This window comes from Actinosynnema sp. NPDC049800, assembly GCF_040656635.1.
Classification (GTDB): Bacteria; Actinomycetota; Actinomycetes; order Mycobacteriales; family Pseudonocardiaceae; genus Actinosynnema.
This window is the reverse complement of record NZ_JBFAMT010000003.1, coordinates 286003-302742: the sequence shown is the minus strand read 5'-3', so window position 1 is coordinate 302742 and position 16740 is coordinate 286003. Positions and strand designations below refer to the sequence as shown.

Sequence of the window (16740 nt, the reverse complement as noted above, 5' to 3'; positions counted from 1 at the left end):
AGGGTGACGCGGTAGATTTCCGCATATGACCGGAAGTCCTACCGCCTCGCCCGGCCGCCCGTTCGGCCGCGTGCTCACCGCCATGGTCACCCCGTTCGACGCGGAGGGGGCGGTGGACCTGGACCGGGCGCAGCGGCTCGCCGAGCACCTGGTCGAGCTGGGCAACGACGGTCTCGTGGTCAACGGCACCACCGGCGAGAGCCCGACCACGACCGACGCGGAGAAGGCGGACCTGGTCCGCGCCGTGGTCGAGGCGGTCGGCGACCGCGCCACCGTGGTCGCCGGCGCGGGCACGTACGACACCGCGCACAGCGCGCACCTGGCCAAGCAGGCGGAGGCGGCGGGCGCGCACGGCCTGCTGCTGGTCACCCCGTACTACTCGCGGCCCACCCAGGAGGGTGTGTTCGCGCACTTCACCACCGTCGCCGACCAGGTCGGCGTGCCCGTGATGCTGTACGACATCCCGCCGCGCACCGTGATCCCCATCGAGGTGCCGACCCTGCTGCGGCTCGCCGAGCACCCGCGGATCGTCGCGGTGAAGGACGCCAAGGGCGACCTGCTCGCGGGCAGCAAGGTCATCGCCGCCACCGACCTGGCCTACTACTCCGGTGACGACCCGCTGAACCTGCCGTGGCTGTCGGTCGGCGCGGTCGGGTTCGTCAGCGTCATCTCGCACTTCGCCGCGGACCGGCTGCGCGAGCTGGTCGACGCGTTCGAGTCCGGTGACGTCGCCGGCGCGACCGCGATCCACCAGTCGCTGCTGCCGCTGCTGAGGCCCTTCAAGCGGATGCCCGGCGTGACCTACGCCAAGACCGCGCTGCGCCTGCGCGGCCTCGACGTCGGCGACCCGAGGCTGCCGCTGGTACCCGCTTCAACCGAGGACATCGAGGCCGTCGAGGCCGAATTGGGAGTCAACGCGTGATCAACCCGAACTCACCCCCGCCCGCACTGCCCGACGGAGGTCTGCGCGTCGTCGCACTGGGTGGAATTGGCGAGATCGGCCGCAACATGACGGTGTTCGAGCACGCCGGCCGGCTGCTCGTCGTGGACTGCGGCGTGCTCTTCCCCGAGGACGACCAGCCTGGCGTCGACCTGATCCTCCCGGACTTCCGGGCCATCGAGGACCGGTTGGACGACATCGAGGCGCTGGTGCTCACCCACGGGCACGAGGACCACATCGGCGCGGTGCCGTTCCTGCTGAAGCTGCGCCCCGACCTGCCGGTGGTCGGCTCGCGGTTCACGCTGGCGCTGCTCGCGGCCAAGTGCAAGGAGCACCGCCAGACGCCGAGGCTGATCGAGATCACCGACGGCGACCGGCGCTCCTACGGGCCGTACGAGCTGGAGTTCTTCGCGGTCAACCACTCCATCCCGGACGCGGTCGCGGTCGCGATCCGCACGTCCGCCGGGCTGGTGCTGCACACCGGCGACATCAAGCTCGACCAGCTGCCGCTCGACGGCAGGCTCACCGACCTGGCCGGGTTCTCCCGGCTCGGCGACGAGGGCGTCGACCTGTTCCTGGTCGACTCGACCAACGCCGAGGTGCCGGGGTTCGTCGCGCCGGAGCGCGAGATCGGGCCGGTGCTGGAGAACGTGGTCCGCAAGGCCAACCAGCGGGTGATCGTGGCGTGCTTCGCCTCCCACGTGCACCGGGTGCAGCAGGTGCTGGACGTGGCCGTGCAGTACGAGCGGCGGGTCGCGCTGGTCGGCCGGTCGATGGTGCGCAACATGGGCATCGCGGCCGAGCTCGGCTACCTCAACGTGCCGGACGGGTTGTTCGTCGACCTCAACGAGGCGATGGAGCTGCCCGAGGACGAGGTGATGTTCGTGTCGACCGGCTCGCAGGGCGAGCCGCTGTCGGCGTTGTCGCGGATGGCGCGCGGCGAGCACCGGCAGATCTCGATCAGGGCGGGCGACACGATCGTGCTGGCGTCGTCGTTGATCCCGGGCAACGAGAACGCGGTGTTCGGCGTGGTCAACGGCCTGGCGCGGCTCGGCGCGACGGTCGTGCACCAGGGCAACGCCAAGGTGCACGTGTCCGGCCACTCGCCGGCGGGCGAGCTGCTGTTCCTCTACAACGCCGTGCGGCCGTCGAACGTGATGCCGGTGCACGGCGAGTGGCGGCACCTGCGGGCCAACGCGGCGCTGGCCGTGGCGACGGGGGTGGACCCGGAGCGGGTCGTCATCGCCGAGGACGGCGTGGTGGTCGACCTGGTCGACGGCAAGGCGGAGATCACCGGCAAGGTCGAGGTGGGCCACGTCTACGTGGACGGCCTGTCGGTCGGCGACGTCGGCGAGTCGACCCTGTCCGACCGGCTCGTGCTCGGCGAGGGCGGGTTCATCGCGATCACCGTGGCCGTGGACTCCGGCAGCGGCCGCGCGGTCGCACCGCCGACGGTGTCCGGCCGGGGTTTCTCCGACGACCCGAAGGCCCTGGACCAGGCGATCTCGCTGGTGGAGATGGAACTGTCCCGCACGGAGGCCGAGGGCATCACCGACTCGCACCGCATCGCGCAGGCCGTGCGCCGCGTGGTGGGCCGCTGGGTCGCCGAGACGTACCGGCGGCGGCCGATGATCGTGCCGACCATCATCCCGGTGAACTGACCGCCGGTCGACCTCCCGCGGCAGCCGGCGCGAACTGCCTGGTGGTGGGGGGGGGGGGGGGGGGGGGGCGGGCGCCCCCCCCCCGCGGGCGGCCCGCGCGGGCGGGGGCGCCGCGCCGCGCCGCGCCGCCTCCCGGGCTCCCCCCCCGCGGGGCGGGGCCGCCTGGCGTTGGGGGGGGGGGGGTGTGGCCGGCGCGCCCCCCCCCCACCACCGGAGGAGTCGCCGGCTACTGCTTCGACGCGAGCTCGCAGGCCGCCGAGGCGTGCCTCGCCGTCACGTCGGCCCGAACGAGGATGTTCTCGCAGTTCACGACCTTCCCCTGGGCGCCGTCGCGGCAGCCCCGGATCATCTCCTGGGTGATCGAGTACCCCTGGTCCTGCAGGTATTCCACGCAATCCATGTGCGTGGCCTGGGCCGAGCCCGCGCTCAGCAGGGAAACGGCGGCCGCAGTGGATGCCGACGGCGGTCAGGGATGCAACGCGATAAATGTTCTTCACGGGTCCATGCTCCTTTGTCGCGGACTTCCGAATGGGTTTCCGATCCATCGGCGCTGGTGCGCCGGGTCCGCTGGAAGAAGTATCGGCGCCGTCCGAACGGCGCTCCACCCTGGTCCTACCGCCGGGTGGGCAAACCACACTCGGGATTATTCCGGAAGATCGAGGGTGACCGTGAGACAAGTGGTGGTGCACCGGAAGGGTATGGCGACGCCTACTGTCGAGGAACAGGTGCGGAGCCCTGTTCGGGAACGGTGGAATCGATCGAATGATGCCGATACCCGCACTTGTTCGGATCGGTGGGGAAACCTGTTCCACCGCGATTCCCCCACCCGGGCAACCGGATGGGTGCGGATCGACGCGGCTCGTGTTCTCGCGCTCGGACGCCGCAACGCCGGCCGACCGTCCGGGCACTGCCCGGCCTGACGGTGGGATCACCGCGCCCCGGCTGCTCACGTCGGGTGATAACCCTTCCGGAGCCGCTCGGCCGCACCGAGCCCGTCGCGCCTTCGGCCGGTGTGCGCGTTAGGGTTCCCCGCCTCGGGGTACGCGAGGAATACCGGCAGGACGGGGGGATCGGCTGTGGCCGAAGTGGTGTTGTTCCACCACGCGCACGGGGTGACGCCCGGCGTGACGAGCTTCGCCGAACGACTGGCCGGGGCCGGGCACACCGTCCACGTGCCGGACCTGTTCGAGGGACGGGTCTTCGTCGACCTGACCGACGGCATGGACTACGTGCAGGCGGTCGGGTTCGGCACGATCGCCGAACGCGGCCGGGTCGCCGCCGAGGGCCTGCCCGCCGACGTCGTCTACCTGGGGCTCTCGCTCGGCGTGCTGCCGGCGCAGCTGCTGGCCCAGACCAAGCCGGGCGCCGCCGGGGCGCTGCTGGTCAGCGCCTGCGTGCCGGTGTCGGAGTTCGGCGACGCGTGGCCCGCGAGCGTGCCGGTGCAGGTCCACGCGATGGCCGCCGACCCGGTGTTCGTGGACGACGGCGACCTCGACGCGGCGCGTGCCCTGGTGGCGGGTGCGGCGGACGGGGAGCTGTTCCTGTACCCCGGCGACAAGCACCTGTTCGCCGACGAGAGCCTGTCGTCGTACGACGAGGTGGCCGCCGTGCTGATGATGGAGCGCGTGCTGGCGTTCCTGAACTGATCGGCCGGCGCGTCGGCGCCGGAGAGGCCACGCCAAGGCCCACCCCGTTGAGCCGCAACGACCTCGGCCCCCGGCAGCTAGCGGACAGCGGTCCGGCGCGGCGTCGGGTCGTCGGGATGCTGGGGTGGTGAACCGCAGCGAACCGGCCGTGATCGCGGTGTTCCGGCTGCGCGAGTTCCGCTTCCTCTGGGCCGCGGAGTTGTTCTCGGTCCTCGGCGACCAGTTGGCCCGGGTCGCGCTGGCCGTCCTCGTGTACGGGCGCACGCAGTCGGCGTTGTGGGCCGCGGTCGCGTACGCGTTGACGTTCCTGCCCGCGTTGTTCGGCGGGGTCCTGTTGTCCTGGCTCGCCGACCGGCGCCCGCGGCGGGCGGTGATGGTCGGCGCGGACCTCGCGCGCGCCGGCCTGGTGGCGGCGATGGCACTGCCGGGCTTGCCGTTGTGGGCGTTGTGCGCCCTGCTCGTGGTCGTGGTGCTGCTGGGATCGCCGTTCACCGCCGCCCAGGGCGCGTTGCTGCCCGACGTGCTGCCCGGCGACCTGTACGAGCGCGGCTTGGCCGTGCGGCAGATGACGAGCCAGGCCGCGCAACTGGTCGGGTTCGCCGGCGGTGGGGTGCTGGTCGCCGCGATCAGCCCGGGGCTCGCGCTGGTCGGCGACGCGGTGACGTTCCTGGTGTCGGCTGCGCTGATCCGGATCGGTGTGCTGAACCGGCCCCGAGCCGCCGCGGCAAGGGACGCCGGGGGCTCGGTGCGCGCGGTGGTCACGTCGATCGCCACCGACCCGCGGCGGCGCGTGCTCGTGCTCCTGGCGTGGCTGGTCGGCTGGTACGTGGTGCCGGAGGCGCTGGCCGCCCCGTACGCCGATCGGCTCGGCGCCGGACCGGCGGCGGTGGGCGTGCTCATGGCGGCCGATCCGCTCGGCAGCGTGCTGGGCGCCTGGCTGTTCGTCCGGCACGTGCCCCTGCACCACCGCGCCCGGCTCGTCGGCGTGCTCGCGGTCGGCGCGGGGATTCCCCTGGTGCTGTGCGCGTTCCACCCCGGTCTCGTGCTCACCTTCGCGTTGTGGAGCCTGTCCGGCGCGGCGTCCACGGCGTACCTGTTCCAGACCCAGAGCGGTTTCGTCCGGGCGACGCCCGACGCCGAACGCGGCCGCGCCATCGGGGTGGCGGCGTCCGGGATCATCGCCGCGCAGGGCCTCGCGGTGTTCGTCGGCGGCTGGGCGGCCGACCTCTGGGACCCGGCGACCGCGACGGCCGCGGCCGGTGCGGTGGGTGCGCTGTGCTCGCTCGCGTGCGCGGTGGCGTGGCACCGGGCGAACCAGCCACCCGCGGCCGGCGTGCCCGCGGGTGGCTGATCCGGACCTCACCAGCTCTTGTTGCGCGCGTACCGGTCGTGGTTCCGCATCGTGACCTCCTGTTCCGGTGGGCCGGGTCGCCCACGGACCCAGGCTGCTCCGCCGTGGCGCGTCGGAGCCGTGGCCGGCCTGTTGTTGTCACGCCGGGTTCCGACGTGGCGATCGACGGCGGGAGGACGGGTCGCCGCATCGGACCGGGCGGCGCGGTCTCGGTGACGACCGCGCCCGCCTTACGTCGGCCGCGCGAGGGTGAGCCGTGATCCCGTGCCGCTCAGCCCTGTTCCGGGCGCCACGGGCTCTTGCCCGTCGTCGGCCGCGTGGGGTCGTGGAACTTCGGCAGGTCCGGCTCGTCCGGCCGCAACGGCACCAGGCCCGCGGTGATCGCGCGCATGATCCGCTCGTGCGCCCGCCGCGCGTCGCCCGGCTTGCCGTCCTCCAGCCCGGACAGGTCCACCGGCTTGCCGAAGTGCACCTTGAACGTCGGCCGCTTCCGCAGGCCGCGCACGTAGGACGTGAGGTAGGGCTTGGCATCCGCCCACCCGCCGACGTGCGTGTTGCCCCAGTAGACGGCTTCGTGCGCGCCCCACTGGCTCACCGGCACGACCGGGATCCCGCCGCTGAGCGCCAACCTCGCCGCACCCGTCTTGCCCCGCTCCGGCCACAGCCCCGGGTCGAGGCTGATCCGGCCCTCCGGGTACATCGCGATCGGGTCGCCGCCGCGCCGCAGCACCTCGACGGTGCGGTGGTAGGCGTCGCCGACGTCCGCGGCCGAGCGGTCGACGCGCACGTGGCCGGACGCCTTCAGCAGGGGACCGAGGACCGGCGCGTCGAGCAACCCGCCCGCGAGCAGGAACCGCGGCGCGACACCGATCCGGCGGCACGCCGCGATGAGCACGAAGGGGTCAAGGTTGCCGATGTGGTTGGACGCGAGCAGCAGGGGACGGCCCCTGAGGTCCGCCGGGATGTCGCCGGTGACTTCGAGTCGTCCGCTGAGACCGACGACCCCTTGGTCGACGGTGGTCAGCACGCGCCACAGCAGTGGTGTGGACACGACGGGCAGGCTACGGCGTGTCGAGGTGTCGGCGCACCGGGTTCCGGGCAACCATGGGCGTCGAGCCGCGCACGTCGCGTCCGCCGTGAACGTTGGGGCAGCTGAGGCCAGAGGGACTACCGTATACACCATGGCCGGCCGAACTGGAACCTCGCGCAAGGGCACGACCCGCAGCACCGGCTCCGGGTCGAAAGCCCGTGCGAGCGCGTCCAGGTCCGGCGGTTCCCGGCCGGCCTCGAAGCGGTCACCCGCCAAGCGCGCGCCCGCGAAGAAGTCCTCCGGCTCCGTCGGCCGGGTCTGGGGCCTGCTCGGCCGCGGCGTCGGCTCGGTGGTCCGCGCGGTCGGCCGCGGCAAGGAGCTCGACCCCGCGCACCGCCGCGACGGCTTGGCGCTGGTCCTCATCGCGGTGGCGGTGATCACCGCCGCGGGCGTGTGGTGGCAGGCGGGCGGACCGGTCGGCCGGTGGGTCGACGTGGCCGTGCGCAGCTCCGTCGGCGGCCCGGCCGTCATCTTCCCCGTGGTGCTGCTGGTGATCGGCGTGACGCTCATGCGCACCGACCCGAACCCCGAGGCGCGGCCACGCCTGGTGATCGGCTCGATCCTGGTCGCGGTCGGGTTCCTCGGCATGTTCCACCTCGCCGGCGGCCTGCCGATGGACCCGGCCGCCCGCCGTGACGCCGGTGGCGCGCTGGGCTACCTCTCCGGCGGTTTCCTCGCGCAGGGCCTCACGTCGTGGGTCGCCGGGCCGCTGCTCGTGCTGATCTTCGCCTACGGCGTGCTGCTGCTCGCGCACCTGCCGATCCGCGACGTGCCCGCCAAGCTAGGCGGCCTCCTGCACCGCAAGCCCGACCAGCTCGACGGTTTCGGCGCCGAGGAGGCGGAGGCCGAGCCCGAGCCGGAGGAGAAGCCGGCCAAGCTGCGCCGCCCGTCCCGCAACCGCCGCCAGGCCGTCGCCGCCGCCGTTCCCGACGAGCAGCCCGAGCTGCCGCTGGACGAAGAGCCGCCACCGCCGCCCGCGCCCAAGCCGGCGCCCAAGCCGAAGTCGACCCCGGAGACCCCGAAAACGGCCGCGATCGCCGTGCGCGCGGTCGAGGGCGACTACCGGCTGCCGCCGCCGACCATCCTCAAGGACGGCGACGCGCCGAAGGCCCGCAGCAAGGCCAACGACGTGATGATCGAGGCCATCTCCGGCGTGCTCGACCAGTTCTCCATCGACGCGCAGGTCACCGGCTTCACCCGCGGCCCGACGGTCACCCGGTACGAGGTGGAGCTGGGTCCGGGCGTGAAGGTCGAGAAGATCACCGCGCTGACCAAGAACATCGCCTACGCGGTCGCCACGGACAACGTGCGGCTGCTGGCGCCGATCCCCGGCAAGTCCGCGGTCGGCATCGAGGTGCCCAACAGCGACCGCGAGATGGTGCGGCTGGGCGACGTGCTGCGCTCGCCGTCCACGGTCAAGGACAACCACCCGATGGTCATCGGGCTGGGCAAGGACATCGAGGGCCACTTCGTCACCGCGAACCTGACCAAGATGCCGCACCTGCTGGTCGCGGGCTCGACGGGGTCGGGCAAGTCGAGCTTCGTGAACTCGATGCTGGTGTCCCTGCTGGCGCGCGCCACCCCGGACGAGGTCCGGATGATCCTGATCGACCCGAAGATGGTCGAGCTGACGCCGTACGAGGGCATCCCGCACCTGATCACGCCCATCATCACCCAGCCGAAGAAGGCCGCCGCCGCGCTGGCCTGGCTGGTCGAGGAGATGGAGCAGCGCTACCAGGACATGCAGGTCAACCGGGTGCGGCACATCGACGACTTCAACCGGAAGGTCAAGTCGGGCGAGATCACCGCGCCGCCGGGCAGCGAACGCGTCTACCGGCCGTACCCGTACATCATGGCGATCGTGGACGAGCTGGCCGACCTGATGATGACCGCGCCGCGCGACGTCGAGGACGCGATCGTCCGGATCACGCAGAAGGCGCGTGCGGCGGGCATCCACCTGGTGCTGGCGACGCAGCGGCCGTCGGTGGACGTGGTGACCGGCCTGATCAAGACGAACGTGCCGTCACGGCTGGCGTTCGCCACGTCGTCGTTGACCGACTCGCGGGTCATCCTGGACCAGCCGGGCGCGGAGAAGCTGATCGGCATGGGCGACGGCCTGTACCTGCCGATGGGCGCCTCGAAGCCGGTGCGCGTCCAGGGCGCGTACGTCGGGGACGACGAGATCTCCGAGATCGTCAACTTCGCCAAGGACCAGGCGCAGCCGGAGTACACCGACGGCGTCACGGCGGCGAAGGCGAGCGAGAAGAAGGAGATCGACGACGACATCGGTGACGACCTGGAGGTGCTGATCCAGGCGGCCGAGCTGATCGTCACCTCGCAGTTCGGCTCGACGTCGATGCTCCAGCGCAAGCTGCGGGTCGGCTTCGCGAAGGCCGGTCGGCTCATGGACCTGCTGGAGACGCGCGGTGTCGTCGGGCCGTCGGAGGGTTCGAAGGCCCGTGAGGTCCTGATCAAGCCGGACGAGCTGGACTCGGTCGTCCACCTGATCCGAGGCGGTTCCGGCCCGGACGACGACGGGGACGACTGATCCCTCGGTCATTCCGCGCATTGCGTCGGATCAGCACGTCGCGGCCCGTCGTCGAATTCGGTCGAACGAGTCGGTCGAACCAGTCGAATGCGCCGGAATCGTCCTGGCGTTCGAACCCCGGCGTTGACCCGTGGACCATTGGGGTGCAATAGTTCGTCCACTCCGCCGCCTCGCCAGGTATTCCGCGCGCCCGTCGAATCGAAGCGATTCGACTGACGCGACGAGTGGGCAACGGTGCCCGGGAAGAAGCGTCATGAACAGGATGCGCTCGGCCGCGGTCGCGGTCGCTTTGGTGGGGTCCCTGCTCGGTGCGACCGGTGTCGCGCACGCCGCGGCCTGGTCGTCCAGCGACCAGTGGGCCACGTGGTCGAACGGCGGGTACACCGTCCGCAACAACATCTGGGGCTCCGGCGCCGGGTTCCAGGCGATCTGGGCGAACTCCTACAGCAACTGGGGCGTGTGGGCGAACCACCCGAACACCGGCGGCGTGAAGTCCTACCCCCACTCGGCGAAGGCCGTGAACCGGAAGCTCAGCGGGCTGAGCAGGCTTTCGAGCTCCTTCAACGTGTCCCGGCCGGGTTCGGGCGCGTACGCGACGGCTTATGACATCTGGGCCGACAACCACGCCTACGAGATCATGATCTGGGTCAACAAGCAGGGCGCGGTCGGGCCGATCGGGTCGAAGCAGGCGACCGCTTCCGTCGGCGGCCACACGTGGGACGTGTACCGGGGTTCCAACGGCTCCAACGCCGTGTTCTCGTTCGTGCGGACGGGCAACACCAACGCCGGCACGGTCGACGTGCTCGCCGTGCTGAAGTGGATCGGGGCGCGCGGCTGGTACGGCGACGTGACCGTCGGCGACGTGCAGTTCGGCTTCGAGATCACCTCGTCGTCCGGCGGCATGGACTTCGTCTCGAACAGCTTCTCCATCACCACCTGAGTCCGGTTACACCGCCAACCGCCCGGATTTGTCGCCGGCGAGGGCTGGTCGCGGAGTTGCGGGGGTTGCGCGCCATGGCACGCAACCCCCCTACGGCCACTCCGACTCCGCGCGATCACTGCCGGCGCACCACAAATGGCTGCACGCCGGAAGACCCCGCGGAGCGATGGGGAAGTCAGCTCGCGCCGAACTCGCGCACGGCCTTGTAGTACAGGTCCGCCGTGCGGTTGCAGGACCAGTTGCCCGCGCACTGGTGGTACAGGTCGGTCTTGAAGTTGTTGTCGATCCGCAGCCGGGTCGTCTCGTTGAACCGCCCCTGCCGCTTGTAGTTGCGGTAACCGAAGTCGTGCCGGTGGCAGGCCGGCAGGAACTTGAACCCGAACGGGTTGTCCGGCGACCACGAACAACCGTCCGACGACCAGTCGAGTTGGTCGCTGTAAGGCCGCTGCGTGCGCAGGGAGCTGAACTGCGACAAGGACTTGCTGAAGAGGTAGTCGTCGGTCACGGCGGGCGCGTTGATGGCCGCCTGGCCGACACCGGTGCCGACGCCGACCAGCAGGGCGAGCGAGGCGAGCACGACGGTGAAAGCATTGCGCAGGGATTTCGCGAGCACTGTTCTTCCCCTCGGTTTTCGGGTTTGAGGGGTTCTTACCGGTCGAGATCAACGCACAACAGCCCCGATCGGCTCATACCGCGTCAACGACGGGTGAACGTTCGCCCGCACCTGATCACCGGGTCAACCGGCCACTGGGCCGTCCGGAGGCAGACCTGTTGGGCCACAACGCCCCTCCGCTCAAGCCGAACCGCCCATCACACTGCCCGCGCCCGGCCGATGCGGGCTGGTCTGCCCGGACGCAAGCCGCCGCGGGCACTTCACGCGGCCGGTTCGGACGGACGTCGTACGGGCGCGATCACGCCGCACGCCGCCGGTAGTACTCCGACACCCAAGGCCCGGCCAGTCCCGCCGCCATGACGTACCCGAACGCCACGAGCCACACCACCGGACCCGCCGCGGCGGCGACCGGCGGCACCAGCAGGCACTCGGCGACGAACACCAGCACCCAGAACACCAACCGCTTCACCCCCGACCGCAACGGGTGCCTGCCGATCGACCGGTCGTACCGGTACCCCGCGCGCAGCCCGACCAACCCGCCGATCAGTGCGATCACGCCGCCCCCCGGGTGCGGAAGCGGGACGGCGACGCCGGGGCAAGCGCTTGCGGCCGCCCGACCGCGTCACCGTCCGGTCGCGGGAAACCTCCGCCGAGCCCGGCGGGCGCCGCGCCGACGACGCGCGAGCCGGCGTCCGGCACCGGCAGGCCCGGCGAGCTCGGGTGCGGGCGGACCGGCGCGGTGGGCCGGTCCGGGTCGAGCGGGCGAGCCGAACCCCTCCGCACCGGCTCGACCGGCTCGACCCGCACCCGTGCCCCGTCGCCGGGCACGTCTGGGAGTTCGCCCCGCACCAGGGCGGGACCGGGCGCCGTCACCTGCCCGGCTCGTCGTGGTCGTCGCCACGGTCGAGGAACCGCTGGATCGTCGGCTCGTCGGGGAACTCGTCGTCCTCGTCGGTCTCGATGAGACGTTCCGCGATGGGCACCGGTTCCTCGACCCAGGCGGGCTGGAAGTCGTCGCTCGGCAGCAGTTGGTGGCGGCGGGCGAACTGCTCGGCGGCCTCGCGGATGGACTCGCGCAGCGTGCCGATGACCACCGTCTCGGCGGTGTAGGTCAGCTCCACGAGCAGCGCGCGCATCCGGTCGAGCTGGTCGTCCTGGTCCGCGTTCTCCGCCAGCTGCGGCCACAGCCTGCGCTCGAAGACCTCCACGAAGTCGGCCGCGATGCCGTCGGTGGCCGTGCGCAGGTTCGCGAACTTGTCCAGCACGTCCTCGCTGGGGACGGTCAGCGCGGCGAGCCGGTTGCCCGCCTCCAGCGCCCAGCGGCGGACGTGCGGCCACCCGTGGCGCCAGCGGACCAGCCCGAGCTGCACGGCGCGGCGCAGGACGCGCGGCCGGACGTCGCCGAGCGGGACCAGGCGGCTGATGTCGCGGACCTTGATCCGGACCCAGTCGTCCGGGCCCTCCGCCTCGCCGACGCCCAGCACCGCCGCGACGCTCGCGCCCTTCTCGCGCGCCTTCACCAGTTCGGCGATGGCGGGCAGGGAGAAGCCGCGGGACTGGAGGCGTTGGACGAGGGTGAGCCGTTCCAGGTGGGAGGCGTCGTAGTAGGCGACGCGGCCCTGCCTGCGCGGCGCGTGCAGCACGCCCTTGGTCTGGTACATGCGGATCGTGCTGCCCGGCAGGCCGACCCGCACCGCCAGCTCGTCGACCGTCAACTGCTCCACGTCCTCGATCTTGGCGGGCGCCGTTCGTGGAGTCAAGACTCTTCGAGTGAACGCTCGAAGAGTTACAGGTGCAGCAGCATGCGCGAGTTGCCCAGGGTGTTGGGCTTCACGTACGAGAGGTCGAGGAACTCCGCCACGCCCTCGTCGGCCGACCGCATGATCTCCTCGTACACCTCGGGGGAGACGGGCGTGCCGTCGATCTCCACGAACCCGTGCCTGCCGAAGAACCCGGTCTCGAACGTCAGCACGAACAACCGCTCCAGCTGCAGCTCGCGAGCGGTCTCGATCAACCGGTGCACGATCCGGTGGCCGATGCCCCGGCCCAACGCGTGCGGCGACACCGCCACCGTGCGGATCTCGGCCAGGTCCTCCCACAGCACGTGCAACGCGCCACACCCGAGGACGACACCGTCCTCCTCGGCGACCCAGAACTCCTGGATGTCCTCGAACAGCGTGACGAGCGGTTTGGACAGCAGCACCTTGCCGGCGTACGCGTCGATGAGGGCCTTCATCGCCCGAACGTCGCCGGTGCGGGCGCGACGCACGTTGATCGAGTCGTTCACGCGCTCAACGTAACCTTCGGTCGCGACCGCGTCTTATCCGGCGGGTGGCCACCACGGAATCCGGGCGAACCCCCAGAGCCGCAGCGCAACGACCTTCGGTCTTCCGTCGTCGCAGGCCGGGTGACGGCGCTCGGCGGGCTGCCGCGGCCGAACGCGTCGTCCCCGGCCGCGCGGCCCAATCCGACATTTCGGAACCGCTGTCGGTATATGAGTGGTCCACCGGGAACGCGAATTCCCAGTCGGCCGGGAGCCCGGCCCGTTCGGCGCCGACGTGGGCGACTTCTCGTGGGCGAATTGCGCTGTTCGACCGGACTCGCGGTGTCCGGTCCGACGGTCGCGCGGTGGCGGCGGGGAACGCCGCGAGCGGTGCTGCGCACCTGACCTCGACAGCACACCCCACGGGCGGACGGGGAGGGGGCGAGCGCCGGTTACGCTGAGCACCGTGTCTTCCCCCACCACGTCCAAGCGCGTCGCCATGCTGACCCTCGGGTGCGCCCGCAACGAAGTCGACTCCGAGGAGCTGGCCGGTCGCCTCACCGCCGGCGGCTGGGAGCTGGTCGACGACGAAGCCGACGTGGTCGTGGTCAACACGTGCGGCTTCGTGGAGTCCGCCAAGAAGGACTCGGTGGACACCCTCCTCGCCGCCGCCGACAGCGGCGCGAAGGTGGTCGCGGTCGGGTGCATGGCCGAGCGCTACGGCGCCGAGCTGGCCGACAGCCTGCCCGAGGCGAACGCCGTGCTCGGGTTCGACCACTACACCGACCTGGCCGACCGGTTGGACGACGTCCTGGCCGGTCAGAGCATCGAGTCGCACAAGCCGGTCGACCGGCGCACGCTGCTGCCGCTCACGCCCGTGCAGCGGCCGAAGGCCGCCGAAGAGGTGCAGGTGCCCGGCCACGGCTGGGGCCCGCGCGTGCTGCGCACCCGCCTCGCCGACACGCCCGTGGCACCGCTGAAGATCGCCTCCGGCTGCGACCGCCGCTGCTCGTTCTGCGCGATCCCGTCCTTCCGCGGCGCGTTCGTCTCCCGACACCCGGACGAGGTGGTGGCCGAGGCGATGTGGCTGGCCGAGCAGGGCGTGCGCGAGGTGTTCCTGGTCTCGGAGAACTCCACCTCCTACGCCAAGGACCTGCCGCGCGAGCTGGGCGGCCTGGAGCTGCTCCTGCAGCGGCTGGCGAAGGTGCCCGGCATCGACCGCGTCCGCGTGTCCTACCTGCAGCCCGCCGAGACCAAGCCCACGCTGGTCAAGGCCATCGCCACGACCGACGGCGTGGCCGACTACTTCGACATGTCCTTCCAGCACTCCAGCGAGCCCGTGCTGCGCCGGATGCGCCGGTTCGGCTCCACCGAGTCGTTCCTCGGCCTGGTCGAGCAGATCCGCTCCCTCGCGCCGCGCGCGGGCATCCGCAGCAACGTCATCGTCGGCTTCCCCGGTGAGACCGAGGACGACGTGGCCGAACTGGAGCGCTTCCTCACCGCCGCCCGGCTGGACGCGGTCGGCGTGTTCGGCTACTCCGACGAGGACGGCACCGAGGCCGAGAACCTGCCGGACAAGCTGGACGCCGACACGATCGCCGAGCGGGTCGCCCGCATCTCGAACCTGGTCGAGGAACTCACGTCCCAGCGCGCCGAGGACCGCGTCGGCGAGGAGGTCGTCGTCCTGGTCGAGACCGAGGAGGACGACGAGAACGACTGCGTCGGCCGTGCCGCCCACCAGGCGCCCGAGGTCGACGGCGAGTGCGTCGTCACCAACGCCGACGGCCTGCGGGTCGGGGACCTGGTGCGCTGCCGCGTCGACTCCTCCGAGGGCGTCGACCTGGTCGTGACAGCGATCGAGGTGCTCCCGAGGTGACCGAACCCGCGCGCGTGCCGGTGCTGAACATCGCCAACGTGCTGACGATGTCCCGGCTGGTGCTCGTGCCGGTGTTCCTCTACTTCCTGTTCGCCGAGGACGGTCACCAGTCGTGGTGGCGGCTGGCCGCGTTCGGGGTGTTCGCCGTGGCGTCGGTCACCGACCACGTGGACGGCAACCTGGCCCGCAAGCACGGCCTGATCACCGACTTCGGCAAGATCGCCGACCCGATCGCGGACAAGGCGCTCACCGGCGCCGCGCTGGTGGGCCTGAGCCTGCTCGGCGAGCTGCCGTGGTGGGTGACGGTGGTCATCGCGGTCCGCGAGCTCGGCGTGACGCTGCTGCGCTTCTGGGTCATCCGGCACGGCGTGATCCCGGCCAGCCGCGGCGGCAAGGCCAAGACGCTCGTGCAGATCGTCGCCATCGGCCTGTACGTGCTGCCGCTGCCGTCCTGGTTGGACGCCGTCTCGGTGGTCACGATGGGCGCGGCCGTGGTGCTGACCGTCGTCACGGGCGTCGACTACGTCATCCGCGCGTTCCGGCTGCGGGCCAGGGGCAAGCGGGCGGTGGCCGGGGCGTGAGCGCCGCCGACGTCGTCCGGACCCTGTCGGAACGAGGTGAGACGGTCGCCACCGCCGAATCGCTGACCGCGGGCCTGGTGACCGCCGAGCTGACCTCCGTGCCCGGTTCCAGCGCCGTGGTGCGCGGCGGGCTGGTGGTCTACGCGACGGACCTCAAGCACGCGCTCGCGGGCGTGGACGCGGCGCTGCTGGCCGAGCACGGCGCCGTGCACCCCGAGGTGGCCCGGCAGCTGGCCGAGGGCGCACGGGAGCGCTGCGGCGCGACGTGGGGCCTCGGGCTGACCGGCGTGGCCGGTCCCGACCCGCAGGACGGCGTCGGGCCGGGCACCGTCCACATCGGTTTGTCCGGTCCGTCCGGAACGCTCGTCCGAACGCTCACTCTCGGTGGTGGGCGTGACGAAGTCCGCAAGAGTTCGACAACAGCGGCGCTGAACCTCCTGCTCGACCACCTCAAGATCCCCGGCGAGTGACGTGAGCAGCGCGTTCCCCGTCACACCGGGACACCCACGCGGGAACTTACCGACGAGTTCACTCGTTCGCCCTTGGCGGACGTGTCGGGAAGTCACTGCCCGTCGACGGGACGGGTCGGTAACGTGGTGGCACGGCCGGCCGGAAGGAGGCGCGCGATGACCGTGCTGCTACGCGAGGCGATCGGTGATCGGCTCCGCCATGCCCGCACCACCCAACGCCGCACGCTGCGCGAGGTCTCCAGGACCGCCCGCGTCAGCTTGGGGTACCTCTCCGAGGTGGAGCGTGGCCGCAAGGAGGCGTCCAGCGAGCTGTTGGCCGCGATCTGCGAAGCGTTGGACCTGCCCCTGTGGGAGCTGCTGCACCTGGTCGCCTCGGACATCGGCGCCGTCCAGCGCCCCGTGCCGACGCCCGCCGAGCTCACCGAACGGGCGCCCGCGTCCGCGTCGGCGGGTCTGGAGGGCGGCACGATGGTGCCCGCGGTGATCGGCAACGACCTGTCCGACCTGCGCTTGCAGCCCGTGCTGACGCATCGGCTGTCCACTTCCATCAGCAAGCCGCGCAACGCGGTGGTGGCGGCGTAACACCTGGTGACACGTGCCTGAGCCGAGCCGGTCCGACCGGCTCGGCTTTCGGCGCTTGCAACGAGTTGGCAACCCCGCACGGGGTCGCCGCGTCGCCCGGGAGGCGGACGGGCAGGATGACCATGCCGACGAAAGTCGGGGGGTGACTCAGGGTGATCCCGGATATCTCCCCAGGTCGG

At 71.6% G+C, this 16740-nt stretch carries 17 protein-coding genes; 10 read left to right on the top strand and 7 right to left on the bottom strand.

Annotation, left to right across the window (positions count from 1 at the left end; genetic code table 11):
- The first annotated feature begins 25 nt into the window (after positions 1–25).
- Together dapA and AB0I91_RS06680 are read left to right on the top strand one after the other, a co-directional pair.
- A complete protein-coding gene (gene dapA / locus AB0I91_RS06685; RefSeq protein ID WP_499613446.1) occupies positions 26–922 on the top strand; it encodes a 4-hydroxy-tetrahydrodipicolinate synthase in 897 nt (298 codons plus the stop codon).
- A complete protein-coding gene (locus tag AB0I91_RS06680) occupies positions 919–2601 on the top strand; it encodes a ribonuclease J (protein ID WP_498780758.1) in 1683 nt (560 codons plus the stop codon). Before dapA ends, AB0I91_RS06680 begins: the two co-directional genes overlap by 4 nt.
- A gap of 226 nt (positions 2602–2827) precedes the next feature.
- Here the strand turns inward: AB0I91_RS06680 and AB0I91_RS06675 are convergent, their stop codons facing one another.
- Positions 2828–2992 carry a hypothetical protein gene (locus AB0I91_RS06675; RefSeq protein ID WP_499635626.1) on the bottom strand — a complete coding sequence of 55 codons (165 nt, stop codon included), beginning with the start codon at positions 2990–2992 and terminating at the stop codon, positions 2828–2830.
- A 685-nt stretch (positions 2993–3677) separates the two neighbouring features.
- On the opposite strand from AB0I91_RS06675, the gene AB0I91_RS06670 reads away from it, so the two are divergent.
- Both AB0I91_RS06670 and AB0I91_RS06665 read left to right on the top strand, forming a co-directional pair.
- Positions 3678–4247: a dienelactone hydrolase family protein gene (locus AB0I91_RS06670; protein WP_498786595.1), complete on the top strand. Its 570-nt coding sequence runs from the start codon at positions 3678–3680 to the stop codon at positions 4245–4247.
- 127 nt (positions 4248–4374) lie between these two features.
- Entirely contained in the window at positions 4375–5598 is a 1224-nt protein-coding gene (locus AB0I91_RS06665) for an MFS transporter (protein WP_499635623.1), read from the top strand.
- Between the two features lie 271 nt (positions 5599–5869).
- On the opposite strand, the gene AB0I91_RS06660 is transcribed toward AB0I91_RS06665, so the two are convergent.
- Entirely contained in the window at positions 5870–6649 is a 780-nt protein-coding gene (locus AB0I91_RS06660; RefSeq protein WP_499635621.1) for a lysophospholipid acyltransferase family protein, read from the bottom strand.
- Positions 6650–6779: 130 nt separating this feature from the next.
- On the opposite strand from AB0I91_RS06660, the gene AB0I91_RS06655 reads away from it, so the two are divergent.
- On the top strand, positions 6780–9236 hold the full coding sequence (locus AB0I91_RS06655; RefSeq protein WP_498786601.1) for an FtsK/SpoIIIE family DNA translocase: 2457 nt from the start codon (positions 6780–6782) through the stop codon (positions 9234–9236).
- 253 nt (positions 9237–9489) lie between these two features.
- Positions 9490–10176 carry a glycoside hydrolase family 12 protein gene (locus tag AB0I91_RS06650; protein ID WP_498786603.1) on the top strand — a complete coding sequence of 229 codons (687 nt, stop codon included), beginning with the start codon at positions 9490–9492 and terminating at the stop codon, positions 10174–10176.
- Positions 10177–10351: 175 nt separating this feature from the next.
- Here AB0I91_RS06650 and AB0I91_RS06645 read toward each other — a convergent pair whose 3' ends face one another.
- The 5 genes from AB0I91_RS06645 to AB0I91_RS06625 form a co-directional block, all read right to left on the bottom strand.
- Positions 10352–10789: a phospholipase gene (locus AB0I91_RS06645; protein WP_499607285.1), complete on the bottom strand. Its 438-nt coding sequence runs from the start codon at positions 10787–10789 to the stop codon at positions 10352–10354.
- Positions 10790–11087: 298 nt separating this feature from the next.
- Positions 11088–11345, bottom strand: coding sequence for a hypothetical protein (locus AB0I91_RS06640; RefSeq protein WP_499607288.1), 258 nt, complete (start codon positions 11343–11345; stop codon positions 11088–11090).
- Positions 11342–11662, bottom strand: a complete 321-nt coding sequence (locus tag AB0I91_RS06635; protein WP_498786607.1) for a hypothetical protein — start codon at positions 11660–11662, stop codon at positions 11342–11344. Before AB0I91_RS06635 ends, AB0I91_RS06640 begins: the two co-directional genes overlap by 4 nt.
- Positions 11659–12549, bottom strand: coding sequence for a MerR family transcriptional regulator (locus AB0I91_RS06630; RefSeq protein WP_498786609.1), 891 nt, complete (start codon positions 12547–12549; stop codon positions 11659–11661). The genes AB0I91_RS06635 and AB0I91_RS06630 overlap by 4 nt, the downstream gene beginning before the upstream one ends.
- 26 nt (positions 12550–12575) lie before the next feature.
- Positions 12576–13076: an amino-acid N-acetyltransferase gene (locus AB0I91_RS06625; protein WP_498786611.1), complete on the bottom strand. Its 501-nt coding sequence runs from the start codon at positions 13074–13076 to the stop codon at positions 12576–12578.
- A gap of 475 nt (positions 13077–13551) precedes the next feature.
- Here AB0I91_RS06625 and rimO point away from each other — a divergent pair, with 475 nt between their 5' ends.
- The 4 genes from rimO to AB0I91_RS06605 all read left to right on the top strand — a co-directional run bounded on the left by rimO (position 13552) and on the right by AB0I91_RS06605 (position 16561).
- A complete protein-coding gene (rimO, locus tag AB0I91_RS06620; protein ID WP_498786628.1) occupies positions 13552–14928 on the top strand; it encodes a 30S ribosomal protein S12 methylthiotransferase RimO in 1377 nt (458 codons plus the stop codon).
- Positions 14925–15509: a CDP-diacylglycerol--glycerol-3-phosphate 3-phosphatidyltransferase gene (pgsA, locus tag AB0I91_RS06615; protein WP_498786613.1), complete on the top strand. Its 585-nt coding sequence runs from the start codon at positions 14925–14927 to the stop codon at positions 15507–15509. The genes rimO and pgsA overlap by 4 nt, the downstream gene beginning before the upstream one ends.
- Positions 15506–15979 (top strand): CinA family protein, encoded by a 474-nt coding sequence (locus tag AB0I91_RS06610; RefSeq protein WP_498786615.1) that lies wholly within the window; start codon positions 15506–15508, stop codon positions 15977–15979. The genes pgsA and AB0I91_RS06610 overlap by 4 nt, the downstream gene beginning before the upstream one ends.
- A gap of 156 nt (positions 15980–16135) precedes the next feature.
- Positions 16136–16561 (top strand): helix-turn-helix domain-containing protein, encoded by a 426-nt coding sequence (locus tag AB0I91_RS06605; protein WP_123746079.1) that lies wholly within the window; start codon positions 16136–16138, stop codon positions 16559–16561.
- Positions 16562–16740 lie beyond the last annotated feature (179 nt).